The sequence below is a fragment of the Pseudomonas sp. BN414 genome, assembly GCF_029871275.1.
Classification (GTDB): Bacteria; Pseudomonadota; Gammaproteobacteria; order Pseudomonadales; family Pseudomonadaceae; genus Metapseudomonas; species Metapseudomonas resinovorans_C.
Map to the genome: position 1 here is coordinate 259,501 of NZ_SSOL01000073.1, position 24,699 is coordinate 284,199.

19 protein-coding genes are annotated in these 24,699 nt (G+C 63.5%); 17 read left to right on the forward strand and 2 right to left on the reverse strand.

What is annotated here, in order from left to right; all coding sequences use genetic code 11:
* Window positions 1-66 precede the first annotated feature (66 nt).
* The 16 genes from E8E95_RS21260 to nuoN all read left to right on the forward strand — a co-directional run bounded on the left by E8E95_RS21260 (window position 67) and on the right by nuoN (window position 19,911).
* Window positions 67-1,662, forward strand: a complete 1,596-nt coding sequence (locus E8E95_RS21260; protein WP_120651293.1) for an isocitrate lyase — start codon at window positions 67-69, stop codon at window positions 1,660-1,662.
* 222 nt (window positions 1,663-1,884) lie between these two features.
* The gene (locus tag E8E95_RS21265) at window positions 1,885-2,484 is read left to right on the forward strand and encodes a murein L,D-transpeptidase catalytic domain family protein (protein ID WP_280353675.1); all 600 of its coding nucleotides are present in this window, start codon (window positions 1,885-1,887) and stop codon (window positions 2,482-2,484) included.
* Between the two features lie 110 nt (window positions 2,485-2,594).
* Complete coding sequence (locus E8E95_RS21270) at window positions 2,595-4,589, forward strand: PhoX family phosphatase (protein WP_280353677.1); 1,995 nt, start codon at window positions 2,595-2,597, stop codon at window positions 4,587-4,589.
* 489 nt (window positions 4,590-5,078) lie between these two features.
* On the forward strand, window positions 5,079-5,492 hold the full coding sequence (locus E8E95_RS21275) for an NADH-quinone oxidoreductase subunit A (RefSeq protein ID WP_077524433.1): 414 nt from the start codon (window positions 5,079-5,081) through the stop codon (window positions 5,490-5,492).
* A gap of 10 nt (window positions 5,493-5,502) precedes the next feature.
* Window positions 5,503-6,180, forward strand: coding sequence for an NADH-quinone oxidoreductase subunit B (locus E8E95_RS21280; RefSeq protein ID WP_077524434.1), 678 nt, complete (start codon window positions 5,503-5,505; stop codon window positions 6,178-6,180).
* Window positions 6,181-6,242: 62 nt separating this feature from the next.
* Window positions 6,243-8,024 (forward strand): NADH-quinone oxidoreductase subunit C/D, encoded by a 1,782-nt coding sequence (gene nuoC / locus E8E95_RS21285; protein ID WP_280353678.1) that lies wholly within the window; start codon window positions 6,243-6,245, stop codon window positions 8,022-8,024.
* Window positions 8,021-8,521, forward strand: coding sequence for an NADH-quinone oxidoreductase subunit NuoE (gene nuoE, locus E8E95_RS21290; protein ID WP_107504067.1), 501 nt, complete (start codon window positions 8,021-8,023; stop codon window positions 8,519-8,521). Before nuoC ends, nuoE begins: the two co-directional genes overlap by 4 nt.
* Window positions 8,518-9,864 carry an NADH-quinone oxidoreductase subunit NuoF gene (gene nuoF, locus E8E95_RS21295; protein WP_179058399.1) on the forward strand — a complete coding sequence of 449 codons (1,347 nt, stop codon included), beginning with the start codon at window positions 8,518-8,520 and terminating at the stop codon, window positions 9,862-9,864. The genes nuoE and nuoF overlap by 4 nt, the downstream gene beginning before the upstream one ends.
* Before the next feature lie 99 nt (window positions 9,865-9,963).
* A complete protein-coding gene (gene nuoG / locus E8E95_RS21300) occupies window positions 9,964-12,672 on the forward strand; it encodes an NADH-quinone oxidoreductase subunit NuoG (protein WP_280353680.1) in 2,709 nt (902 codons plus the stop codon).
* Window positions 12,669-13,661 carry an NADH-quinone oxidoreductase subunit NuoH gene (nuoH, locus tag E8E95_RS21305; protein ID WP_077524439.1) on the forward strand — a complete coding sequence of 331 codons (993 nt, stop codon included), beginning with the start codon at window positions 12,669-12,671 and terminating at the stop codon, window positions 13,659-13,661. Before nuoG ends, nuoH begins: the two co-directional genes overlap by 4 nt.
* An 11-nt stretch (window positions 13,662-13,672) precedes the next feature.
* Window positions 13,673-14,221: an NADH-quinone oxidoreductase subunit NuoI gene (gene nuoI / locus E8E95_RS21310; RefSeq protein WP_077524440.1), complete on the forward strand. Its 549-nt coding sequence runs from the start codon at window positions 13,673-13,675 to the stop codon at window positions 14,219-14,221.
* Window positions 14,222-14,231: 10 nt separating this feature from the next.
* Window positions 14,232-14,732 (forward strand): NADH-quinone oxidoreductase subunit J, encoded by a 501-nt coding sequence (nuoJ, locus tag E8E95_RS21315; RefSeq protein WP_280353682.1) that lies wholly within the window; start codon window positions 14,232-14,234, stop codon window positions 14,730-14,732.
* A gap of 3 nt (window positions 14,733-14,735) precedes the next feature.
* Complete coding sequence (gene nuoK, locus E8E95_RS21320; protein ID WP_077524442.1) at window positions 14,736-15,044, forward strand: NADH-quinone oxidoreductase subunit NuoK; 309 nt, start codon at window positions 14,736-14,738, stop codon at window positions 15,042-15,044.
* Window positions 15,041-16,888, forward strand: coding sequence for an NADH-quinone oxidoreductase subunit L (gene nuoL, locus E8E95_RS21325; protein WP_280353684.1), 1,848 nt, complete (start codon window positions 15,041-15,043; stop codon window positions 16,886-16,888). The genes nuoK and nuoL overlap by 4 nt, the downstream gene beginning before the upstream one ends.
* 25 nt (window positions 16,889-16,913) lie before the next feature.
* A complete protein-coding gene (nuoM, locus tag E8E95_RS21330) occupies window positions 16,914-18,440 on the forward strand; it encodes an NADH-quinone oxidoreductase subunit M (RefSeq protein WP_280353686.1) in 1,527 nt (508 codons plus the stop codon).
* 7 nt (window positions 18,441-18,447) lie between these two features.
* Window positions 18,448-19,911, forward strand: a complete 1,464-nt coding sequence (gene nuoN, locus E8E95_RS21335) for an NADH-quinone oxidoreductase subunit NuoN (RefSeq protein ID WP_280353688.1) — start codon at window positions 18,448-18,450, stop codon at window positions 19,909-19,911.
* A 64-nt stretch (window positions 19,912-19,975) separates the two neighbouring features.
* Here the strand turns inward: nuoN and E8E95_RS21340 are convergent, their stop codons facing one another.
* Together E8E95_RS21340 and E8E95_RS21345 are read right to left on the reverse strand one after the other, a co-directional pair.
* Window positions 19,976-21,040, reverse strand: a complete 1,065-nt coding sequence (locus tag E8E95_RS21340; RefSeq protein WP_280353690.1) for an AI-2E family transporter — start codon at window positions 21,038-21,040, stop codon at window positions 19,976-19,978.
* 184 nt (window positions 21,041-21,224) lie between these two features.
* A complete protein-coding gene (locus E8E95_RS21345) occupies window positions 21,225-22,544 on the reverse strand; it encodes a Na+/H+ antiporter family protein (protein ID WP_280353691.1) in 1,320 nt (439 codons plus the stop codon).
* A 242-nt stretch (window positions 22,545-22,786) separates the two neighbouring features.
* Here E8E95_RS21345 and E8E95_RS21350 point away from each other — a divergent pair.
* A partial coding sequence (locus E8E95_RS21350; protein WP_280353692.1) for a methyl-accepting chemotaxis protein occupies window positions 22,787-24,699 on the forward strand: 1,913 nt, incomplete at its 3' end.

A 24,699-nucleotide genomic window follows, 5' to 3' on the forward strand; every position in this document is an offset into this window, starting at 1 on the left:
TCAGAACGCAGGTTTTTGAGTGGGAAAGTCGGTGCTCAACCACATACACACTTTGAAGGATTGACCATGTCCGCTTATCAAAACGACATCAAGGCCATTGCCGCTCTGAAAGAAGCGAACGGTAACAGCTGGAGCGCTATCAACCCCGAGTCGGTTGCCCGTATGCGCGCCCAGAACCGCTTCAAGACCGGTCTGGATATCGCCAAGTACACCGCGGCCATCATGCGCAAGGACATGGCCGAGTACGACGCCGACGCTTCCGTCTACACCCAGTCCCTGGGCTGCTGGCACGGCTTCATCGGTCAGCAGAAGCTGATCTCCATCAAGAAGCACCTGAAGACCACCAACAAGCGCTACCTCTACCTGTCCGGCTGGATGGTTGCCGCGCTGCGTTCCGATTTCGGCCCGCTGCCCGACCAGTCCATGCACGAGAAGACTGCCGTTTCCGGCCTGATCGAAGAGCTCTACACCTTCCTGCGCCAGGCTGACGCCCGCGAACTGGACCTGCTGTTCACCGCGCTGGATGCCGCCCGCGCCGCTGGCGACAAGGTCAAGCAGGACGAAATCCAGGCTCAGATCGACGGCTACGAAACTCACGTAGTACCGATCATTGCCGACATCGACGCTGGTTTCGGTAACCCGGAAGCCACCTACCTGCTGGCCAAGAAAATGATCGAAGCCGGTGCCTGCTGCATCCAGATCGAGAACCAGGTTTCCGACGAGAAGCAGTGCGGCCACCAGGACGGCAAAGTGACCGTTCCGCACGAAGACTTCCTCGCCAAGATCAACGCTGTTCGCTACGCCTTCCTCGAGCTGGGCGTTGACGACGGTGTGATCGTTGCCCGTACCGACTCCCTGGGTGCCGGCCTGACCAAGCAGATCGCCGTGACCAAGCAACCGGGCGACCTGGGCGACCAGTACAACTCCTTCCTGGATTGCGACGAGATCAACGCATCTGACCTGCAGAACGGCGACGTGGTGATCAACCGCGGTGGCAAACTGCTGCGTCCGAAGCGTCTGCCGAGCAACCTGTTCCAGTTCCGCAAGGGCACCGGCGAAGATCGCTGCGTCCTGGACTGCATCACCTCGCTGCAGAACGGTGCCGACCTGCTGTGGATCGAAACCGAGAAGCCCCACGTTGGCCAGATCAAAGGCATGGTTGACCGCATCCGTCAGGTCATCCCGAACGCCAAGCTGGTTTACAACAACAGCCCGTCCTTCAACTGGACCCTGAACTTCCGTCAGCAAGTGTTCGATGCGTTCGTTGCTGAAGGCAAGGATGTTTCCGCCTACGACCGCGCCAAGCTGATGAGCGTCGAGTACGACGAGACCGAGCTGGCCCAGGTTGCAGATGAGAAGATCCGCACCTTCCAGCGCGACGGTTCGGCCCACGCCGGCATCTTCCACCACCTGATCACCCTGCCGACCTACCACACCGCGGCCCTGTCCACCGACAACCTGGCCAAAGGTTACTTCGCTGACCAGGGCATGCTGGCCTACGTGAAGGGTGTTCAGCGTCAGGAACTGCGTCAGGGTATCGCCTGCGTCAAGCACCAGAACATGGCTGGCTCCGACATCGGCGACAACCACAAAGAGTACTTCGCTGGCGAAGCGGCTCTGAAAGCGAGCGGTAAAGACAACACCATGAACCAGTTCCACTAAGAGGAACTGCCACCGGTCGACCACGCATCGACCGGACATGGCGAGTCAAAGAACCCCGGTGCTTGCACCGGGGTTTTTCTTTGGTGCAGCAATCTGAACTTCGACCGGTCGTACCGGCCCAAAAATTAATGCATGGATTCGGGATCTGCGATTCGATCGACAAGAATTTGCCTCCCCGCCCTGGCCGCATAGAATCGGCATACCCCCCTCGGAGAATTGGCCGTGCCGAGAGCTCTCTTACTGATCCTGCTACTGCTCTCCCCCGCCCTGCGCGCAGGCGACCTGGAGACGCTGATCTCCCAGCCCTCCCTGGGCGACATTCTCGATGAATTGAAAAGCAGCCAGCACCCGCGCTTCGCGGTAGTCGACTACGGCCGCTCCTCCACACTGCCACGCTTCTACCTTTTCGACAGCCGCAGTCATGCACTGCTCGGCAGTTTCCGGGTCGCCCACGGCAAAGGTTCGGACATGGACCATGACGGCAATGCCGACTACTTCTCCAACGATCCAGGCAGCCGCGCCACGTCCCTTGGCCTGTTCCGCACAGCCCAGGTATTCGACAGTGAGGAGCCCGGTCACGGTCGCTCGATGCGCCTGATGGGACTTTCGCCAAGCAACAGCAACGCTGAAGAGCGCGCCATCGTCATCCACGCCAACGCCTACATGGAAGAAGACTTCATCCGCCAGCACGGCGTACCGGGACGGAGCTTCGGCTGCCTGGTCCTGTCCAGCGCCGATCGCGATCAGGTGATCCAACAACTCGCAGGTGGCGCGCTGATCTTCGCCATCCAGCAGAAAGAGCGGGCCATGGCGCGCAACTGAAAACGTGCGCCAAATCCCGCGCAACAGTATTACCATCTCGCTGTAACCGTTCCGTCGCCTTCGACATTTAGCGTCAGGTCTCCGTCGATTCGCCTGCGTGGAGACCCGCCTTGAACGAACACAACGACAACGCCGTGCTCTTTGGTAGCGGCGACGAACTACCCAGCAACACCTCCAACAACCCGCACATCAACGACCTGATCGGTGGCCTCAATCGCCGCCAGGTGCTGATCGGTGGCGCCGCCGCGAGTGCCCTGGCCTTCCTTGGCGCAGCTATTCCAGGTGATGCGATGGCTGCCGACTCGCAGGCAAAGGGCTTCCCCTTCAAGCCGCGCTCGCGCCTGCCCTTCGATGCCATCCCCACCGGCCGCGCCGACACCATCAGCGTGCCGCCGGGCTACAAGGCCACACCGTTCATTCCGTGGGGCACGCCAATCACGGGCCGCTACCCGGCCTTCGCAGAGGATGCCAGCAACAGCGCCCAGGATCAGGCCGAGCAGATCGGCATGCACCATGACGGCATGCACTTCTTCCCCATCGACGCCCGTCGCGGTCCAGGCAAGCGTTCCGACCACGGTCTGCTGGTTCTCAACCACGAATACATAGACGCCCCGCTGCTGCACCCCAATGGCCCGACCATCGTCGACGGCAAGCGCACCGTTGCCGACGAGGTTCGCAAGGAGATCAATGCCCACGGCGTTTCCGTGGTCGAGATCCGCCGCAATGTAAATGGCGAATGGGAAGTGGTGCCGAGCCGCCGCAACCGCCGTATCACTGCCGCCACGCCGATGCAGATCACCGGGCCGGCGCGCGGCCACACCTTGCTGAAAACCCGTCACAGCCCTCAGGGCACCGCCACTCGCGGCACCCAGAACAACTGCTCCAACGGCTTCACCCCCTGGGGCACCTATCTGACCTGCGAAGAGAACTGGGCCGGCTACTTCGCCACCCGCGACACCGACCTCCCGCGCGAACTCAAGCGCTATGGCCTGCGCAGTAGCAGCCGCTTCGGTTGGGAGACCCTACCGGGCGACGAGTTCGAACGCTTCGATGCCACTCGCAAGTCGGCCGATGCCAAGGGCGACTACCGCAACGAGCCGAACCACTTCGGCTGGATCGTCGAGATCGATCCCTTCGACCCGGATTCCACCCCGGTGAAACACACCGCTCTGGGCCGCTTCGCTCACGAAGGCCTGATCTTCGCCCCGGTGAAACCCGGTCGCCCGGTAGTCTGCTACTCCGGTGACGACTCGCAGAACGAATACATCTACAAGTACGTCAGCCGCGACAAGTACCGCCCCGGCCAGGCCAACGGCCGCCTGCTGGACGACGGCACGCTCTACGTCGGCCGCTTCAACGCCGACGGCAGTGGCGACTGGCTGCCACTGGACATCAACGACCGCAACTTCCTCAAGGCCTGCCTGGCAGCGGGCGTCACCTTTGCCGACCAGGGCGAAGTGCTGATCAACACGCGCCTGGCTGCCGACGCTGTTGGCGCGACCCGAATGGACCGACCGGAGTGGGGCGCAGTCAACCCGGACAATGGCGAGGTCTACTTCACCCTCACCAACAACACCGCCCGCACTGCGGCCGACGCCGCCAACCCGCGCCCAGCCAACGCCTACGGGCATATCATTCGCTGGCGCGAAGACAGTCGCGACCATGCCGGACGCCGTTTCGACTGGAACATCTTCCTGCTCGCCGGTCCCGAGGCGGACAGCCGTGGCCCGGACGGCAAGCCGCTCGGCGCGCAGAACATCCTGGCCAGCCCGGACGGGCTCTGGTTCGACGACGAGGGACGTCTGTGGATCCAGACCGACATGAGTGGCAGCCAGCTCAGCGCCGGCCCCTTCGGCAACAACCAGATGCTGGTGGCGGACCCGCGCAGTGGTGAGTTCAAACGCTTCCTGGTCGGCCCCCTGGGCGCCGAAGTGACCGGCATAAGCGCGACGCCCGACTTCCGCACCTTGTTCATCAACATTCAGCACCCCGGCGAAGGCTCTACCGCCACCAACCTGCTCAGCACCTGGCCAGACGGCCCGGGCAAGCGGCCGCGCTCCTCCACCGTGATCATCACGCGCGAAGACGGCCGTCGACTGCTCTGAATCCCCTCAAGGATTTCGGCCGGCTCATCTGGGCCGGCCTCTTTTTCCTCTTCTGCAATTCAATATGAACAAAAACAAATGGAATTGTCGCAATATGAAAACTGCTGGAAGAGCAACTTACGAACGTTCTCAGCATATTTTCCGAGGCCATTTACAAGTTCTCCGGAGCAACTCTCGTGTAGTGATTAATTAACCACCAATCAAACGCTAATGACTATCATTTGCCCACCAAAAGCACCCCCCGCTGCGACATAAGGCCGCAATCCGACCAAGGCCTAAGAAAACGCTGAAACATTGATGAACAGTGGCCTGCAGAGCAGCAGACGGTCAAAAATCCGGCTGCGCGGGCAATTTTTTGACGTGAAAAATTTACTTGCACACCCGGTCGGGCATAAAATTGTCCGAATCGATTGCCAGGGTCTCAATGAAACCCGGCACTAAACCTATTAAACGCAAGTGAACGCCGTTCCTTGACTAAGGAGTTCCGGCATGTCGGAAGCTACTGCCATCATCTCCCACAACTGGGGTTTCGCTGTTTTCCTGTTGGGTGTCGTCGGCCTCTGTGCCTTCATGATCGGTGTCTCCAGCCTGCTCGGCAGCAAGGCCATCGGTCGTAGCAAGAACGACCCCTTCGAATCCGGCATGCTCCCCACCGGCACGGCCCGCCTCCGCCTCTCCGCAAAGTTCTATCTGGTCGCGATGCTCTTCGTGATCTTCGACGTCGAAGCCCTCTTTCTCTTCGCTTGGTCCGTCTCCGTCCGTGAAAGCGGTTGGGCCGGTTTTATCGAAGCAACCATTTTCATAGCAATTCTGTTGGCAGGTCTTGTCTACCTTTGGCGCATCGGGGCGCTCGATTGGGCTCCCGAAGGTCGTCGCAAGCGGCAGGCGAAGCTAAAACAATGAGGCTTTGGCAATGCAATACAAACTTACTCGGATCGATCCGGATGCCACTTACGAGCAGTATCCGATCGGCGAACGGGAGACCGTTTCCGACCCGCTGCTAGAAGATCAGGTGCACAAGAACATCTTCCTGGGCAAGCTCGAGGATGTTCTCAACGGAGCAGTCAACTGGGGTCGCAAGAACTCCCTGTGGCCGTATAACTTCGGTCTCTCCTGCTGCTACGTGGAAATGACCACTGCCTTCACCGCACCGCACGATATCGCGCGATTCGGTGCGGAGGTCATTCGTGCATCACCACGCCAGGCCGACTTCATGGTCATCGCCGGCACCTGCTTCATCAAGATGGCGCCGGTCATCCAGCGCCTCTATGAGCAGATGCTGGAGCCGAAGTGGGTAATTTCCATGGGTTCGTGCGCGAACTCCGGCGGCATGTACGATATTTACTCGGTCGTTCAGGGCGTGGACAAGTTCCTTCCCGTGGACGTCTACATTCCCGGCTGCCCGCCCCGTCCGGAGGCGTTCCTGCAAGGCCTGATGCTGCTGCAGGAATCCATCGGCCAGGAGCGCCGCCCGCTATCCTGGGTCGTGGGGGACCAAGGCGTCTATCGTGCCGATATGCCCTCCGAGCGAGAAAAGCGCCGCGAACAGCGTATTCAGGTCACCAACCTGCGCAGCCCCGACGAAGTCTGAGCCTGTTCTTCCCCGGAAGACCCCAGGCTCATTCTTTACGTTGACCGATAGCGACCGAGACCATGACTGCAGACACCGTTCTGTCTATTCCGCCTTACAAGGCAGACGACCAAGACGTCGTCGTAGAGCTGAATTCCCGCTTTGGCGCCGAAAGCCTGACCATCCAGTCGACCCGTACCGGCATGCCGGTGATCTGGGTCACCCGTGACAAGCTGATCGACGTCCTCAAGTTCCTGCGCAACCTGCCGCGCCCCTACGTCATGCTGTACGACCTGCATGGCGTCGACGAGCGCCTGCGCACCCAGCGCCGCGGCCTGCCGAACGCCGACTTCACGGTGTTCTACCACCTCATGTCGCTGGAGCGTAATAGTGACGTGATGATCAAGGTGGCCTTGTCCGAGGGCGACCTCAACCTGCCTACCGTCACCGGTATCTGGCCGAACGCCAACTGGTACGAGCGGGAAGTCTGGGACATGTACGGCATCACCTTCGCCGGCCATCCGCACCTGTCGCGGATCATGATGCCCAACACCTGGGAAGGTCACCCGCTGCGCAAGGACTATCCGGCGCGCGCCACCGAATTCGACCCCTTCAGCCTGACCCTGGCCAAGCACCAGCTTGAAGAAGAAGCTGCGCGCTTCCGCCCGGAAGACTGGGGCATGAAACGCCACGGCGAGAACGAGGACTACATGTTCCTCAACCTCGGCCCGAACCACCCCTCCGCTCACGGTGCCTTCCGCATCATCCTGCAACTGGACGGCGAAGAGATCGTCGACTGCGTGCCGGAAGTCGGTTACCACCACCGCGGCGCCGAGAAAATGGCCGAGCGCCAGTCCTGGCACAGCTTCATTCCGTACACCGACCGTATCGACTACCTCGGTGGCGTGATGAACAACCTGCCGTACGTCCTCGCGGTCGAGAAGCTCGCCGGCATCAAGGTGCCGCAGCGCGTCGACGTCATCCGCGTGATGATGGCCGAGTTCTTCCGGATCACCAGCCACCTGCTGTTCCTGGGTACCTACATCCAGGACGTGGGTGCCATGACTCCGGTGTTCTTCACCTTCACCGACCGCCAGCGTGCCTACAAGGTGATCGAGGCCGTGACCGGCTTCCGCCTGCACCCGGCCTGGTACCGCATCGGTGGCGTCGCCCACGACCTGCCGCGCGGCTGGGATGGCTTGGTCAAGGAATTCGTCGAATGGCTGCCCAAGCGCCTCGACGAGTACGAAAAGGCTGCCCTGAAAAACAGCATTCTGCGTGGCCGTACCGTCGGCGTCGCCCAGTACAACACCAAGGAAGCCCTCGAATGGGGCGTCACCGGTGCTGGTCTGCGCTCCACCGGTTGTGACTTCGACCTGCGCAAGGCACGCCCGTACTCCGGCTACGAAAACTTCGAGTTCGAAGTGCCGCTGGCCCACAACGGTGACGCCTACGATCGCTGCATGGTCCGCGTCGAAGAGATGCGCCAGAGCATCCGCATCATCGACCAGTGCCTCAAGAACATGCCGGAAGGCCCGTACAAGGCGGACCACCCGCTGACCACGCCGCCGCCGAAAGAGCGCACGCTGCAGCACATCGAGACCCTGATCACCCACTTCCTGCAGGTTTCCTGGGGCCCGGTCATGCCGGCCAACGAAGCCTTCCAGATGATCGAGGCGACCAAGGGCATCAACAGTTACTACCTGACCAGCGACGGCAGCACCATGAGCTACCGCACCCGGATCCGGACGCCCAGCTTCCCCCACCTGCAGCAGATCCCCTCGGTGATCCGCGGCAGCATGGTGGCAGACCTGATCGCCTACCTGGGCAGTATCGACTTCGTAATGGCTGACGTGGACCGCTGATCATGAGCACCCTTATCCAGACCGACCGTTTCGTACTCAGCGAAACCGAGCGCTCGGCCATCGAGCACGAAATGCATCACTACGAGGACCCGCGCGCGGCGTCCATCGAAGCCCTGAAGATCGTCCAGAAAGAGCGTGGCTGGGTGCCGGATGGCGCCGCTGACGCCATCGGCGCGATCCTCGGCATTCCCGCCAGCGACGTCGAAGGCGTGGCCACCTTCTATAGCCAGATCTTCCGCCAGCCGGTCGGCCGCCACGTCATCCGCGTGTGCGACAGCATGACCTGCTACGTCGGCGGCCATGAGTCCGTCGTTGCCGAAATGCAAAAGCAGCTCGGCATCGGCCTCGGCCAGACCACCACCGACAGCCGCTTCACCCTGCTGCCGGTCTGCTGCCTCGGCAACTGCGACAAGGCCCCGGCCGTGATGATCGACGACGACACCTTCGGCGACGTACAACCTGATGGCGTTGCCAAGCTGCTGGAGGCCTACCAATGAAGACCCTCACCTCCATTGGCCCGGCCAACCGCATCGCCCGCAGCGAAGAAACCCATCCGCTGACCTGGCGCCTGCGTGAAGACGCGCAGCCGGTATGGCTCGACGAATACCAGCAGAAGAACGGCTACGCAGCTGCTCGCAAGGCCCTGACCGAGATGGCCCAGGCCGACATCGTTCAGCAGGTCAAGGACTCCGGCCTCAAGGGTCGTGGCGGTGCGGGCTTCCCCACCGGCGTGAAATGGGGCCTGATGCCGGCCGACGAATCCATGAACATCCGCTACCTGCTGTGCAACGCGGACGAAATGGAGCCCAACACCTGGAAGGACCGCATGCTGATGGAGCAGCTGCCGCACCTGCTGGTGGAAGGCATGCTGATTTCCGCGCGCGCCCTCAAGGCCTATCGCGGCTACATCTTCCTGCGCGGCGAGTACGTCGACGCGGCGCGCAATCTCAATCGCGCCATCGATGAAGCCAAGGCCGCCGGCCTGCTGGGCAAGAACATCCTCGGCAGCGGTTTCGATTTCGAGCTGTTCGTCCACACCGGCGCCGGTCGCTACATCTGTGGTGAAGAGACCGCCCTGATCAACTCGCTGGAAGGCCGTCGCGCCAACCCGCGTTCCAAGCCGCCCTTCCCTGCCGCCGTCGGCGTCTGGGGCAAGCCCACCTGCGTCAACAACGTCGAGACCCTGTGCAACGTGCCGGCGATCGTCGCCAACGGTGTGGACTGGTACAAGACCCTCGCCCGCCCAGGCAGCGAAGACATGGGCACCAAGCTCATGGGCTTCTCCGGCAAGGTGAAGAACCCCGGCCTCTGGGAACTGCCCTTCGGCGTTCCCGCTCGCGAGCTGTTCGAAGACTACGCTGGTGGGATGCGCGACGGCTTCAAGCTGAAAGCTTGGCAACCCGGCGGTGCCGGTACCGGCTTCCTGCTCCCCGAGCACCTGGATGCACCCATGTACGCCGCAGGCATCGCCAAGGTGGGCACCCGTATGGGTACCGGCCTCGCGTTGGCCGTGGACGACAGCATCAACATGGTCTCCCTGCTCCGCAACATGGAGGAGTTCTTCGCCCGCGAGTCGTGCGGCTGGTGCACACCTTGCCGCGACGGCCTGCCCTGGAGCGTCAAAGTCCTCCGTGCCCTGGAGCGCGGCGAAGGCCAGGCGGGTGACCTGGAGACACTGGAGCAGCTCGTCAGCTTCCTCGGCCCAGGCAAGACCTTCTGCGCCCACGCACCGGGCGCCGTCGAGCCACTGGGCAGTGCGATGAAGTATTTCCGTCCGGAGTTCGAGGCAGGCATCGCCAGCCAGATTCCGGCAGCGCGTCCGATTCCCGTCGGCGCCTGAACAGAAGAATTCGCGCAGCGGCGGCCGCTCACCCGGCCCCGCGCGCACGCTGATTCCATTAGCCAAAGCCCGGTCACACGGGCAGATGAAGACTGAACCATGGCCACTATCCACGTAGACGGCAAGACGCTCGAAGTCGATGGTGCAGACAACCTCCTGCAGGCCTGTCTGTCCCTCGGACTCGACATCCCCTACTTCTGCTGGCACCCGGCGCTCGGTAGCGTCGGCGCCTGCCGCCAGTGCGCGGTCAAGCAGTACACCGACGAGAACGACAAGCGTGGTCGCCTCGTCATGTCCTGCATGACTCCCGCCACCGATAACAGCTGGATTTCCATCGACGACGAAGAGGCCAAGCAGTTCCGCGCCAGCGTCGTCGAATGGCTGATGACCAACCACCCGCACGACTGCCCGGTGTGCGAGGAAGGCGGTCACTGCCACCTGCAGGACATGACGGTAATGACCGGCCACAACGCCCGTCGCTACCGCTTCACCAAGCGTACCCACCAGAACCAGCAGCTCGGCCCGTTCATTTCCCACGAGATGAACCGCTGCATCGCCTGCTATCGCTGCGTGCGCTACTACAAGGACTACGCGGGCGGCACCGACCTCGGTGTCTATGGCGCCCACGACAACGTCTACTTCGGCCGCGTCGAAGACGGCGTGCTGGAGAGCGAGTTCTCCGGCAACCTGGTCGAGGTCTGCCCGACCGGCGTGTTCACCGACAAGACCCACTCCGAGCGCTACAACCGCAAGTGGGACATGCAGTTCGCCCCGAGCATCTGCCAAGGCTGCTCCAGTGGCTGCAACATCAGCCCCGGCGAACGCTACGGCGAGATTCGCCGCATCGAGAACCGCTTCAACGGCTCGGTGAACCAGTACTTCCTGTGCGACCGTGGCCGCTTCGGCTATGGCTACGTCAACCGCGAAGACCGTCCGCGCCAGCCGCTGCTGGGCAACCAGCACCTTGGTCTGGACGCTGCGCTGGACAAAGCCGCCGAGCTGCTCAAAGGCAAGCGCGTCATCGGCATCGGCTCGCCCCGCGCCAGCCTCGAAGGCAACTTCGCCCTGCGTGAGCTGGTCGGCGCCGAGAACTACTACTCCGGTATCGCCGCCCAGGAACTCGCAAACCTGCGCCTGATCCGCGACATCCTGCAGAACGGCCCGCTGCCCGTGCCCACCCTGCGCGACGTCGAGAAGCACGACGCCATCTTCGTCCTCGGCGAAGACCTGACCCAGACTGCAGCCCGCATGGCCCTGGCCCTGCGTCAGGCGGTCAAAGGCAAGGCCACCGAAATTGCCGCCTCGATGAAGATCCAGGATTGGCACATGGCCGCCGTGCAGAACGTCGCCCAGGACGCGCTGAATCCGCTGTTCATCGCCAGCGTCGCCGCCACCCGCCTGGATGACGTCGCCGCCGAAAGCGTCCATGCCGCACCGGCCGACCTCGCCCGCATCGGTTTCGCCGTGGCCCACGCCATCGACCCGAGCGCCCCGGCCGTGGAAGGCCTGGAAAGCGAAGCTGCTGAGCTGGTCAAGCGCATCGCCGATGCCCTGCTCGCTGCCAAGCGTCCGCTGGTCATCTCCGGCGCCTCCCTGGGCGAGAAGGCCCTGATCGAAGCCGCCGCGAACATCGCCAGCGCGCTGAAGAACCGTGAGAAGAACGGTTCCCTCAGCCTGGTGGTGCCGGAAGCCAACAGCATGGGCCTGGCCCTGTTCGGTGGCGAGTCCGTCGATGCCGCCCTGGAAGCCCTGACCGCAGGCAAGGCCGATGCCGTCGTCGTTCTCGAGAACGACCTGTACCGCCGCGCCGACGCCGCCAAGGTCGATGCCGCCCTGGCAGCCGCCAAGGTCGTGATCGTCGCCGACCACCAGCAGACCGCTACTGTCGAGCGCGCCCACCTGGTGCTGCCGGCTGCCAGCTTCGCCGAAGGCGATGGCACCCTGGTCAGCCTGGAAGGCCGCGCCCAGCGCTTCTTCCAGGTCTTCGACCCAACCTACTACGACGCCAACATCCTCGTTCGCGAAGGCTGGCGCTGGCTGCATGCGCTGCACAGCACCCTGCTGGGCAAGACCGTCGACTGGACCCAGCTGGACCAGGTGACTTCCGCCTGTGCCGACAGCAGCCCGCTGCTGGCTGGCATCCGCGATGCCGCGCCGACTGCCTCCTTCCGCATCAAGGGCATGAAGCTCGCTCGCGAGCCGCACCGCTACAGCGGTCGTACCGCCATGCGCGCCAATATCAGCGTGCACGAACCGCGTCAGCCCCAGGACAAGGACTCCGCATTCGCCTTCTCCATGGAAGGCTATGCCGGCTCCAAGGAAGACCGTCAGCAGATTCCGTTCGCCTGGTCCCCGGGCTGGAACTCCCCGCAGGCCTGGAACAAGTTCCAGGACGAAGTCGGTGGCCACCTGCGCGCCGGCGACCCGGGCGTGCGCCTGATCGAGGCCAAGGGCCAGGCCCTGCCCTGGTTCGGCATCAACGCTGCCTTCAACCCGACCCAGGGCACCTGGCAGGCGGTGCCGCTGCACCACCTGTTCGGCAGCGAGGAGAACAGCTCCCGCGCCGCGCCAGTGCAAGAGCGCATTCCGCAGCCTTACGTGGCCCTGGCCAAGGACGAAGCTGACCGCCTCGGCGTCAACGACGGTGCCCTGCTCGCCCTGACCGTCAACGGCCAGACCCTGCGTCTGCCGCTGGCCATCAAGGAAGAAATGGGCATCGGCCTGGTCGGTCTGCCCGCCGGCCTGCCGGGCATCCCGGCCGTCTTCGCCGGTGCTGTCGTCACTGCCGTACAGGAGTCCGCGCAATGAGCTGGCTGACGCCCGAACTGATCGACATCGTCGTCACCGTCCTCAAGTCCATCGTCATCCTGCTCGGTGTGGTCGTGACTGGTGCGCTGCTCTCCTGGGTGGAACGTCGTCTGCTCGGCCTGTGGCAGGACCGCTACGGTCCGAACCGCGTAGGTCCGTTCGGCGCCTTCCAGCTGGGCGCCGACATGATCAAGATGTTCTTCAAGGAAGACTGGACTCCGCCGTTCGCCGACAAACTGATCTTCACCCTGGCGCCCATCATCGCGATGAGCGCCCTGTTGATCGCGTTTGCCGTGGTCCCGGTCACCCCCACCTGGGGCGTGGCCGACCTGAACATCGGCGTGCTGTTCTTCTTTGCCATGGCGGGCATCGCGGTGTACGCGGTGCTCTTCGCCGGCTGGTCGAGCAACAACAAGTTCGCCCTGCTCGGCAGCCTGCGCGCCTCGGCCCAGACCATCTCCTACGAGGTGTTCCTGGCCCTGTCGCTGATGGGCATCGTGGCGCAGGTGGGTTCGTTCAACATGCGCGACATCGTTGAATACCAGGCCCAGCACCTGTGGTTCATCATTCCGCAGTTCTTCGGCTTCTGTACCTTCTTCATCGCTGGCGTCGCCGTGACTCACCGTCACCCGTTCGACCAGCCGGAAGCGGAACAGGAACTGGCCGACGGTTACCACATCGAATACGCCGGCATGAAATGGGGCATGTTCTTCGTGGGCGAGTACATCGGCATCGTGCTGATCTCCGCCCTGCTCGTGACCCTGTTCTTCGGCGGCTGGCACGGCCCGTTCGGCATCCTGCCGCAGATCCCCTTCATCTGGTTCGCACTGAAGACCGGCTTCTTCATCATGCTGTTCATCCTGCTGCGCGCATCCATCCCGCGCCCGCGCTATGACCAGGTGATGGCCTTCAGCTGGAAGGTGTGCCTGCCGCTGACCCTGATCAACCTGCTGGTGACCGGCGCCCTGGTGCTGGCCTCGGCCCAGTAAGGAGTAATGCCATGATCAAAGAAATCATCCACGTCGTGCATGGCACCTTCACCCAGCTTCGCAGCCTGGTGATGATCTTCGGCCATGCCTTCCGCAAGCGTGACACCCTGCAGTACCCGGAAGAGCCCGTATACCTGCCGCCGCGCTACCGTGGCCGCATCGTCCTCACCCGCGATCCCGACGGCGAAGAGCGTTGCGTAGCCTGCAACCTGTGCGCCGTTGCCTGCCCGGTCGGCTGCATCTCCCTGCAGAAGGCCGAGACCGACGATGGCCGCTGGTACCCCGAGTTCTTCCGCATCAACTTCTCCCGCTGCATCTTCTGCGGCCTGTGCGAGGAAGCCTGCCCCACCACCGCGATCCAGCTGACCCCGGATTTCGAGATGGGCGAGTTCAAGCGCCAGGACCTGGTGTACGAGAAGGAAGACCTGCTGATCTCCGGTCCCGGCAAAAACCCGGACTACAACTTCTATCGCGTGGCGGGTATGGCCATTGCCGGCAAGCCGAAAGGCGCCGCGCAGAACGAGGCCGAGCCGATCAACGTGAAGAGCCTGCTGCCCTAAGGAGACGCGCGTGGAATTCGCCTTCTATTTCGCCGCCGGTGTGGCCGTTGTCTCCACCCTGCGTGTGGTCACCAACACCAATCCGGTGCATGCCCTGCTGTACCTCATCGTCTCGCTGCTGGCGGTGTCGATGTGCTTCTTCGCCCTCGGTGCACCCTTCGCCGGCGCCCTGGAAATCATCGTCTACGCCGGCGCCATCATGGTGCTGTTCGTCTTCGTGGTGATGATGCTGAACCTCGGACCGGCGATTGCCGAGCAGGAGAAGAAGTGGCTCAAGCCCGGTATCTGGACCGGCCCTGCCCTGCTCTCCCTGGTTCTGCTGGCCGAGCTGCTGTACGTGCTGTTCGGCAACACCACTGGCGCCACCATCGGTCACACCACGGTGGACTCCAAGGCAGTCGGCATCGCCCTCTTCGGCCCGTACCTGCTGGCCGTGGAACTGGCGTCCATGCTGCTGCTCGCAGCCCTGGTCGCCGCCTTCCACCTCGGCCGCCACGAAGCTAAGGAATAAGCCATGAATGCAATCCCACTGGAACATGGCCTCGCGGTCGCCGGCGTGCTCTTCTGCCTGGGCCTCACCGGCCTGATGGTGCGCCGCAACATCCTCTTCGTGCTCATGAGCCTGGAAGTCATGATGAACGCCGCCGCGCTGGCCTTCGTGGTCGCCGGCGCCCGTTGGGCCCAGCCTGACGGCCAGATCATGTTCATTCTGGTGATCAGCCTTGCGGCCGCCGAAGCCTCCATCGGCCTGGCGATCCTGCTGCAGCTGTACCGCCGCTTCCATACCCTCGATATCGACGCTGCCAGCGAGATGCGCGGATGAACCTTCTATTCCTCACTTGCCTGTTCCCGCTGCTTGGCTGGTTCATCCTGGCCTTCTCCCGCGGGCGTCTCTCCGAAAACACCTCCGCCGTCATCGGCGTTGGCTCCGTGGGCCTCTCGGCCCTGGTAGCCGCCTCGATCATCTGGCAATTCAACGTGGCCCCGCCGGAAGGCGGCGTGTACACCCAGGTGCTCTGGCAGTGGATGAGCGTGGCGGGCTTCGCGCCCAGCTTCACCCTCTACCTGGACGGCCTGTCGCTGACCATGCTTGGCGTGGTCACTGGCGTCGGCTTCCTGATCCACCTGTTCGCCTCCTGGTACATGCGCGGTGAAGAGGGTTACTCCCGCTTCTTCGCCTACACCAACCTGTTCATCGCCAGCATGCTGTTCCTGGTGCTGGGCGATAACCTGCTGTTCCTCTACTTCGGTTGGGAAGGCGTGGGTCTGTGCTCGTACCTCCTGATCGGCTTCTACTTCAAGCACACGCCCAACGGCAACGCAGCGCTCAAGGCCTTCATCGTTACCCGCGTGGGCGACGTGTTCATGGCCATCGGCCTGTTCATCCTGTTCTTCCACCTGGGCACCCTGAACATCCAGGAGCTGATGAAGCTGGCCCCTGAGAAGTACGTGGCCGGTGACGCCTGGCTCTGGGTCGCGACCCTGATGCTGCTCGGCGGCGCCGTGGGCAAATCCGCCCAGCTGCCGCTGCAGACCTGGCTGGCGGACGCGATGGCGGGTCCGACTCCGGTCTCCGCGCTGATCCACGCGGCGACCATGGTGACCGCGGGCGTCTACCTGATCGCCCGTACCCACGGCCTGTTCCTGCTGACCCCGGAAATCCTCGAGCTGGTCGGCATCGTCGGCGGCGTGACCCTGGTCCTGGCCGGCTTCGCCGCCCTGGTGCAGACCGACATCAAGCGTATCCTCGCCTACTCCACCATGAGCCAGATCGGCTACATGTTCCTCGCCCTTGGCGTGGGTGCCTGGGACGCGGCGATCTTCCACCTGATGACCCACGCCTTCTTCAAGGCCCTGCTGTTCCTTGCCTCCGGTGCGGTGATCAACGCCTGCCACCACGAGCAGAACATCTTCAAGATGGGCGGTCTGTGGAAGAAGCTGCCGCTGGCCTACGCGAGCTTCATCGTCGGTGGTGCGGCCCTGGCGGCCCTGCCGCTGGTTACCGCGGGCTTCTACTCCAAGGACGAGATCCTCTGGGAAGCCTTCGCCAGCGGTCACGCCGGTCTGCTCTACGCGGGCCTGGCGGGTGCCTTCCTGACCTCGATCTACACCTTCCGCCTGATCTTCATCGCCTTCCACGGTGAAGCGCAGACCGAAGCCCACGCTGGCCATGGCGTTGCCCACTGGCTGCCGCTGAGCGTGCTGATCGTCCTCTCCACCTTCGTCGGCGCACTGATCACCCCGCCGCTGGCCGGCGTGCTGCCGGAAAGCGTCGGCCATGCCGGTGGCGAAGCGAAGCACAGCCTGGAAATCGCCTCGGGCGCCATCGCCCTGGCAGGTATCCTGCTGGCCGCCCTGCTCTTCCTCGGCAAGCGCCGCTTCGTCAGCGCCGTTGCCCAGAGCGCTCCTGGCCGCTTCCTCGGTGCCTGGTGGTTCGCCGCCTGGGGCTTCGACTGGCTCTATGACCTGCTGTTCGTCAAACCCTACCTGCTGGTCTGCCGCCTGCTCCGTCGCGATCCCATCGACGGCACCATCGGCCTGGTCCCGCGTGTAGTGAAGGGTGGCAACTTCGCCCTCAGCCGTAGCCAGACCGGCCAGCTGCGCTGGTACGCCGTATCCATCGTCGGCGGAGCCGTGCTCGTGCTCGGCGCCGTGCTGCTGACCTGAATCTTATTAAGGAATTGAGCCCGTCATGATTCTGCCCTGGCTAATCCTGATTCCCTTCATCGGCGGCCTGCTCTGCTGGCAAGGTGAGCGCTTCGGCGCCACCCTGCCCCGCTGGATCGCCCTGCTCACCATGACCCTGCTGTTCGGTCTCGGCCTCTGGCTGTGGGCGACCGGCGACTTCACCCTGGCACCCGCTCCCGGCACCGATCCGGTATGGGCGCAAGAGTTCAAGGTGCAGTGGATCGAGCGTTTCGGCGTCACCATCCACCTGGCCCTGGACGGCATCTCCATCCTGATGATCGTCCTCACCGGCCTGCTCGGTGTGCTGTCCGTGCTCTGCTCCTGGCGTGAAATCCAGAACCGCGTCGGCTTCTTCCACCTCAACCTGATGTGGATCCTTGGCGGCGTGGTCGGCGTGTTCCTCGCCATCGACCTGTTCCTGTTCTTCTTCTTCTGGGAAATGATGCTGGTGCCGATGTACTTCCTCATCGCGCTCTGGGGTCATAGCGGCAGCAAGGGCAAGACCCGTATCACCGCCGCCACCAAGTTCTTCATCTACACCCAGGCCAGCGGCCTGATCATGCTGGTGGCCATCCTCGGCCTGGTGCTGGTGAACTACAGCAATACCGGCGTGCTGACCTTCAACTACGCCGACCTGCTGAAGGCCCAGCTCGCCCCGGGCACCGAGTACCTGCTGATGCTCGGCTTCTTCATCGCCTTCGCGGTGAAGTTCCCGGTGGTGCCGTTCCACTCCTGGCTGCCCGATGCCCACGCCCAGGCCCCGACCGCGGGTTCCGTGGACCTCGCCGGCATCCTGCTGAAGACCGCCGCCTACGGCATGATCCGCTTCGCCCTGCCGCTGTTCCCCAATGCCTCGGCCGAGTTCGCACCGATCGCCCAGTGGCTCGGTGTGTTCGCCATCGTCTACGGTGCCTTCCTGTCCTTCGCCCAGACTGACATCAAGCGCCTGGTGGCCTACTCCAGCGTGTCCCACATGGGCTTCGTACTGATCGCCATCTACTCCAGCAGCCAGATCGCCCTGCAGGGCGCCATCGTGCAGATGATCGCCCACGGCCTCTCCGCCGCCGCGCTCTTCATCCTGTGCGGCCAGCTGTACGAGCGCCTGCACACCCGTGACATGCGCGAGATGGGCGGTATCTGGAACCGCATGCCCTACCTGCCGGCCATCAGCCTGTTCTTCGCTGCCGCCGCACTGGGCCTGCCAGGCACCGGCAACTTCGTCGGCGAGTTCCTGATCCTGGTCGGCTCCTTCCAGCAAGTACCGTGGATCGCCGTCCTGGCGTCTACCGGCCTGGTGTTCGGTTCGGTCTACTCGCTGATCATGATCCACCGCGCCTACTTCGGTCCGGCGAAGAACGAAAACGCCTACGAAGGCCTGCGCTATCGCGAGCTGACCATGGTCCTGGGCCTCGCTGCCCTGCTGATCCTGCTCGGCGTTTACCCGCAACCGGTACTGGATACCTCCGCTGCGACCATGCATGGCGTGCACCAGTGGCTGGATTCCGCCGTCAATCAACTCGTTGCCCGGTAAGTAGGTTATGGAATTCACGACTCAACACCTGATTGCCCTGCTACCGCTGCTGGTCACCTGCGCCACCATCGTCGTGGTCATGCTGGCCATCGCCTGGAAGCGGCACCACTCCTGGACCTTCGGCCTGTCGGTCATCGGTCTGAACCTCGCCCTGCTCTCTATCATCCCGGCACTCAAGGTCGCTCCCCTGGAAGTGACCCCGCTGATGGTGATCGACAACTTCGGTGCCTATTACATGGCGCTGGTACTGGCCGGCACCCTCGCCTGCGTCACTCTGATCCACGCCTACCTGGGCGGTGAATCGGGCAAGGGCTACCCGGGCAACCGCGAAGAGATGTACCTGCTGATCCTCCTGTCCGCCGCTGGCGGTCTGGTGCTGGTCACCGCGCAGCACCTGGCCGGCCTGTTCATCGGCCTGGAGCTGCTGTCCGTGCCGGTCTACGGCCTGGTGGCGTACGCCTTCTTCAACAAGCGCTCCCTGGAAGCCGGCATCAAGTACATGGTGCTGTCCGCCGCCGGCTCCGCCTTCCTGCTGTTCGGCATGGCGCTGCTCTATGCCGACGCCGGCAGCCTGAGCTTCAGCCAACTGGCCGCCGCCGGGACCTCCAGCGTGCTGTCCCAGCTCGGCATCGGCATGATGCTGATCGGCCTTGCGTTCAAGCTGTCCCTGGTTCCATTCCACCTCTGGACCCCGGACGTGTACGAAGGCGCCCCGGCGCCGGTGGCCGCCTTCCTGGCCACCGCCAGCAAGGTTGCCGTGTTCGCCGTGCTGCTGCGTCTCTATCAGCTGTCTCCGGCCACCGCCGGCGGCTGGCTGAACGACCTGCTGACCGTCATCGCCATCGCCTCCATCCTCTTCGGCAACCTGCTGGCCCTGGTGCAGAACAACATCAAGCGTCTGCTGGGCTACTCCTCCATCGCGCACTTCGGCTACCTGCTGGTGGCCCTGATCGCGAGCAAGGGTCTGGCCGTGGAAGCCATCGGTGTCTACCTGGCCACCTACGTGCTCACCAGCCTGGGCGCCTTCGGTGTTGTGACGCTGATGTCCACCCCCTACAGCGGCCGTGACTGCGATGCCCTGTACGAGTACCGCGGCCTGTTCTGGCGCCGTCCGTACCTGACCGCCGTGCTCACCGTGATGATGCTGTCCCTGGCCGGCATTCCGCTCACCGCAGGCTTCATCGGCAAGTTCTTCGTGATCGCCGCCGGTGTCGAATCCGGCCTCTGGTGGCTGCTGGGCGCCATGGTCCTGGGTAGCGCCATCGGCGTGTTCTACTACCTGCGCGTCATGGTCACCCTGTTCCTGGTCGAGCCGAACCTGCGTCGCCACGACGCCGACCTGCACTGGGCGCAACGCGCCGGCGGCATCATGCTGCTGTTCGTCGCCCTGCTGGCGTTCTTCCTCGGCGTCTACCCGCAGCCGCTGCTGGACCTGGTCCAGCACTCCGGTCTGGTGGCCCTCGCCCACTAAGCGGAACCCGAGAAACGAAAACCCGGCCATGTGCCGGGTTTTTCTTTTTGGGGAGAGTGTGCGTCTAGGGCAGCATCACCTTCTTGCCCGTCTCGGTGAACAGGTCCCAACTCGCCACGAACAGCGCCGCGATCAACGGACCGATGACGAAGCCGTTGAGACCGAACAGCGACAGCCCGCCCAGGGTGGAAATCAGCACCAGGTAGTCCGGCATCCGCGTGTCCTTGCCCACCAGCATGGGCCGGAGAAGATTGTCCACCAGCCCAATCACCAGAATGCCGAACAGCGCCAGCCCAACACCCTTCCAGAGCTCGTCGTTGATCATGAAGAACAGCGCGACCGGTCCCCAGATCATGCCTGCCCCCACCAGGGGCAGCAGCGAAAGGAACGCCATCATCACCCCCCAGAACACCGGACTGGGAATGCCCAGGAACCAGAACACCGCCCCGCCCAACGCCCCCTGGACGATGGCGACAACGATGTTTCCCTTGACCGTTGCGCGTACCACGCGGGTGAACTTGATCTGCAACCGGCGCTTGTGCTGCTCGCCGAGAGGGAACGCCATGCGCACGTTGCGCGCCACTTCGTAGCCGTCGCGGAGGAAGAAGTACAGCAGGTAGATCATGACGAAGAAACCGACCAGGACCTCGAAGGTGTTCTGTCCGATGGCGAACGCCTTGGTGGCGAGGAACTGGCTGCCTTGCAGCATGCCGCTGACGATGCGATCGCGCAGGCCGTTCAGGTTGCCCATGCCGAGGCGATCGAGTTGGCGCTGGATAAAATTCGGCAACAGGTTCTTGAACTGTTCGACATAGCCGCCGATGTCCAGCTCGCCGGATTCGAGCCGGTGGTAGAAATCGGCGCCCTCCTGCACCAGCATCAGGGCAATGAGCAGCACCGGCATCACTGCAACGAGCAGGCAGATCGACAGCGTGATCATCGCCGACAGATTGCCCCGCCCGCCCAGACGCAATGCCAGGTCACGCTGCAGGGGACTGAAGATCACCGCCAGCACCACAGCCCAGAATACGGCTCCATAGAACGGCACCAGAATCCAGCAGAACGCGAGCGATACCACCACCAGGAGGAGGATCAGCGTGCGGTTGTGCAGTTGCCGCTGAGAAGCCATAGCAATGCCACGGGGTGTAGAGGACCTACTGGTTAGTCCGCGGCGAATCGGGGAAAGTGCTAAGTGTTTTTAGGCAACTGCAGGGTGTGTAGGAGCGAGCTTGCTCGCGAAATAGCGCGCGGACTCTTCGCGAGGAAGCTCGCTCCTACGGGGAAGATCACACCGGCAATGGCGTCCAGCGACCCTACAGCACCATCGCCGCGACCCAGCCGAAGGCAAGCAGCGGCAGGTTGTAGTGCAGGAACGTCGGCACCACGGTGTCCCAGATGTGGTTGTGCTGGCCGTCGACGTTCAGGCCAGCGGTGGGCCCCAAGGTGGAATCGGAAGCGGGAGAACCCGCATCGCCCAGCGCACCCGCAGTACCGACGATGCTGACGATGGCCAGCGGGCTGAAGCCCAGTTGCACGCACAGCGGCACGAAGATGGCCGCGATGATCGGCACCGTGGAGAAGGACGATCCAATGCCCATGGTCACCAGCAGGCCCACCAACAGCATCAGCAGCGCACCGAGCGCCTTGCTGTGGCCGATCCAGGCCGCCGAGGTGTCCACCAGGGTCGCGACGTGGCCGGTCTCACGCATCACCTCGGCGAAGCCCGAGGCGGCAATCATGATGAAGCCGATCATCGCCATCATCTTCATGCCTTCGGTGAACAGGTCGTCCGTCTCCTTCCAGCGCACCACACCGGACAGCGAGAAGATCACGAAGCCCAGCAGCGCGCCGATGATCATCGAGTCCAGCAGCAGCTGCACCACGAAGGCAGCCACGATCGCCACGCCGGCGACACCCAGGCTCAACGGGTTGTAGGCGACGCTCACCTGCTCGGCCTGGGCGATACGCTCCAGGTCATAGGTGCGCTTGCCGCGATAGCTGATGAACACCGCGATGAGCAAACCGGCGACCATACCCAGGGCCGGTATCAACATCGCCTCGGTGACATTCACACCGGTAACGTCCACGCCACTTTTCACCACATTCGCCAGCAGAATTTCATTCAGGAAGATGTTCCCGAACCCCACCGGCAAGAACATGTAGGGCGTGATCAGACCAAACGTGATCACGCAGGCGATCAGCCGGCGGTCGATGGCCAGGCGTGTCAGTACATATAGAAGAGGCGGTACCAACAGCGGAATGAACGCGATATGGATCGGCAGGATGTTCTGCGAGGAAATCGCCACGCACAGCAGCAGTGCCACCAGCACCCATTTCAGTGCGTTGCCCCCATTGGCCTCCTGCCTGCCCACCAGCGTCAGGGCCTTGTCGGCCAGTGCGTGGGCCAGGCCGGAACGCGCGATGGCCACGGCGAAAGCGCCCAGCAGCGCGTAGGACAGCGCCACTGTGGCACCACCACCGAGCCCCTTGTTGAAGGCCGCCAGGGCACCGTCGATTCCCAGTCCCCCGAACATGCCGCCTGCCAGCGCACCAATGATCAGGGCCACCACCACATGTACCCGGCACAGGCTGAGGACCAGCATGATCCCCACCGCCGCCACTACCGCATTCATCGCCGCTCCTCGGTCCTGCGAGCCTTGCCAGCCAAGGCTTCTGCCGCAAAAAAAAGCGCGCACTCTGCCCAAAGTCGCCGTCCCTGTCAAAAGCGTTCGGAATATCAGTCGGACTGTGCATAATTCTTGCCTGCAAATTGCACCCTCGTGCATTCCGCACGGCTATTCGTCGTCTACGTGTCAAGAAATCGCCGGCCGCGCCGACAACGAATGAAGTTCCGACGAGACAGAAGGAAGCCCCAATGCCGTTCAATCGCCTGTCCATCCAGTGGAAGATCACCCTGCTGGTCGGCCTCTGCCTGCTGGCCATCGTGACCCTGCTGGTCGGTTCATCCCTTTACCAGTCCAAGCGCAGCGCCAGCCTGGTGAAGGCCGACAGCAGCCAGATGCTCGACCAGAGCGCCCGGCAACGCCTGCAAGCCCGCGCCGAGCTCCAGGCCATCCGCATCCAGCGCTACTTCATGGACAACTACCAGTACGGCAAAGGCTTCTCGCGTCAGGTCCTGTTCCTCAAGGAGCAGGCGGAAAAGCGCTTCCTCGACGCCTTCGACCTGCGCGAAGACCTGACCCGCCAGGTGCGCACCAGCCTGGAAGCCAACCCGGAGATCCTGGGCCTGTACCTGGTCTTCGAGCCCAATGCCCTGGACGGCAAGGACGAACTCTTCGCCGACCAGGCCGAGCTCGGCAGCAACGACAAGGGCCGCTTCTCCCTTTATTGGTCCCAGCCGACTCCCGGCAAGCTCGAGTCCGAGTCGATGACCGAAGAACTGCTCGCCGACAGCAGCACCGGTCCCAGCGGCGCCCCTTACAACGCCTGGTACACCTGCCCGATGAAAACCGGCCAGGCCTGTGTGCTGGACCCCTACTTCGATAACGTGGGCAACCGTCAGGTGCTGATGACCAGCATCGCCTTCCCGCTGCAACTGAACGGCAAGACCGTCGGCGTCATGGGCCTGGACATCAGCCTGGAAAGCCTGCAGCAACTGAGCATCGCCGGTAATCGCGAGCTCTATGACGGCAACGGCCACGTCAGCATCATCAGCCCGGCAGGTCTGCTTGCCGGCCACAGCCGCGATGCCGGCCTGCTCAGCGCCAAACTGGACAAGGCCTTCGGTGAGAAGGCCGCTGAGCTGGCTGGCAACCTGCAGGCCGGCAAAGCCGTGGAAATGGAGCACGACGGCATGCTGCGCGTCATGCAGCCGTTCAAGCCTATCCCCACCGCCGCGTCCTGGAGCGTGCTGCTGGAAGTCCCCGAGAAGGTTCTGTTGGCGCCGGCACTGAAGCTGGACGCCAAACTCGATCAGCAGAACGACACCGCCAACCTCACCGGCCTGTTGATCGGCCTCGCTGCCGCTGTCGCCGGCCTGTTGCTGGTGTGGCTCACCGCCCGTGGCGTGACCCGGCCGATCCTCGGCGTGGCCAGCATGCTCAAGGACATCGCCACCGGCGAAGGCGACCTGACCCGCCGCCTGGACTACGCCCGCCAGGACGAACTGGGTGAGCTGGCCGGCTGGTTCAACCGTTTCCTCGACAAGCTGCAACCGATCATCGCCGACGTGAAACGCTCGGTGCAGGACGCCCGCAGCACCGCCGACCAGTCCGCCGCCATCGCCAGCCAGACCAGCGCCGGCATGCAGCAGCAGTACCGCGAAGTGGACCAGGTGGCCACCGCCTCCAACGAGATGAGTGCCACCGCCCAGGACGTCGCCCGCAGCGCCGCCCAGGCCGCCGAAGCCGCCCGCGGCGCCGACCATGCCACCCAGGAAGGCCTCGGCGTGATCGGCAAGACCACCAGTGCCATCGAGCAACTGGCCAGCGAGATGAGTGCGGCGATGGAAGAGGTGCAGGCACTGGCCAACAGCAGCGAGCAGATCGGCTCGGTGCTGGAAGTGATCCGCGCGATCGCCGAGCAGACCAACCTGCTGGCCCTCAACGCCGCCATCGAGGCGGCGCGGGCCGGCGAGGCCGGACGTGGTTTCGCGGTGGTGGCCGATGAAGTGCGCAACCTGGCCAGGCGCACCCAGGATTCGGTGGAGGAAATCCGCCAGGTGATCGAAGGCCTGCAGCACGGCACCCGCGAAGTGGTCGGCTCGATGCACAGCAGCCACCGCCAGGCGCAGGGCAGCGTCGAGCAGGTGGAACAGGCGGTGACCGC

Excerpts from the sequence above, each read along its gene's own strand:
- E8E95_RS21345 (WP_280353691.1), bottom strand. The coding sequence starts at position 22,544 with ATGAATGCGGTAGTGGCGGCGGTGGGGATCATGCTGGTCCTCAGCCTG.
- nuoH (WP_077524439.1), top strand. The coding sequence starts at position 12,669 with ATGAGCTGGCTGACGCCCGAACTGATCGACATCGTCGTCACCGTCCTC.
- nuoG (WP_280353680.1), top strand. The coding sequence starts at position 9,964 with ATGGCCACTATCCACGTAGACGGCAAGACGCTCGAAGTCGATGGTGCA.
- nuoM (WP_280353686.1), top strand. The coding sequence starts at position 16,914 with ATGATTCTGCCCTGGCTAATCCTGATTCCCTTCATCGGCGGCCTGCTC.
- E8E95_RS21260 (WP_120651293.1), top strand. The coding sequence starts at position 67 with ATGTCCGCTTATCAAAACGACATCAAGGCCATTGCCGCTCTGAAAGAA.
- nuoC (WP_280353678.1), top strand. The coding sequence starts at position 6,243 with ATGACTGCAGACACCGTTCTGTCTATTCCGCCTTACAAGGCAGACGAC.
- E8E95_RS21340 (WP_280353690.1), bottom strand. The coding sequence starts at position 21,040 with ATGGCTTCTCAGCGGCAACTGCACAACCGCACGCTGATCCTCCTCCTG.
- nuoL (WP_280353684.1), top strand. The coding sequence starts at position 15,041 with ATGAACCTTCTATTCCTCACTTGCCTGTTCCCGCTGCTTGGCTGGTTC.
- nuoK (WP_077524442.1), top strand. The coding sequence starts at position 14,736 with ATGAATGCAATCCCACTGGAACATGGCCTCGCGGTCGCCGGCGTGCTC.
- E8E95_RS21280 (WP_077524434.1), top strand. The coding sequence starts at position 5,503 with ATGCAATACAAACTTACTCGGATCGATCCGGATGCCACTTACGAGCAG.
- E8E95_RS21275 (WP_077524433.1), top strand. The coding sequence starts at position 5,079 with ATGTCGGAAGCTACTGCCATCATCTCCCACAACTGGGGTTTCGCTGTT.
- nuoI (WP_077524440.1), top strand. The coding sequence starts at position 13,673 with ATGATCAAAGAAATCATCCACGTCGTGCATGGCACCTTCACCCAGCTT.
- nuoF (WP_179058399.1), top strand. The coding sequence starts at position 8,518 with ATGAAGACCCTCACCTCCATTGGCCCGGCCAACCGCATCGCCCGCAGC.
- nuoN (WP_280353688.1), top strand. The coding sequence starts at position 18,448 with ATGGAATTCACGACTCAACACCTGATTGCCCTGCTACCGCTGCTGGTC.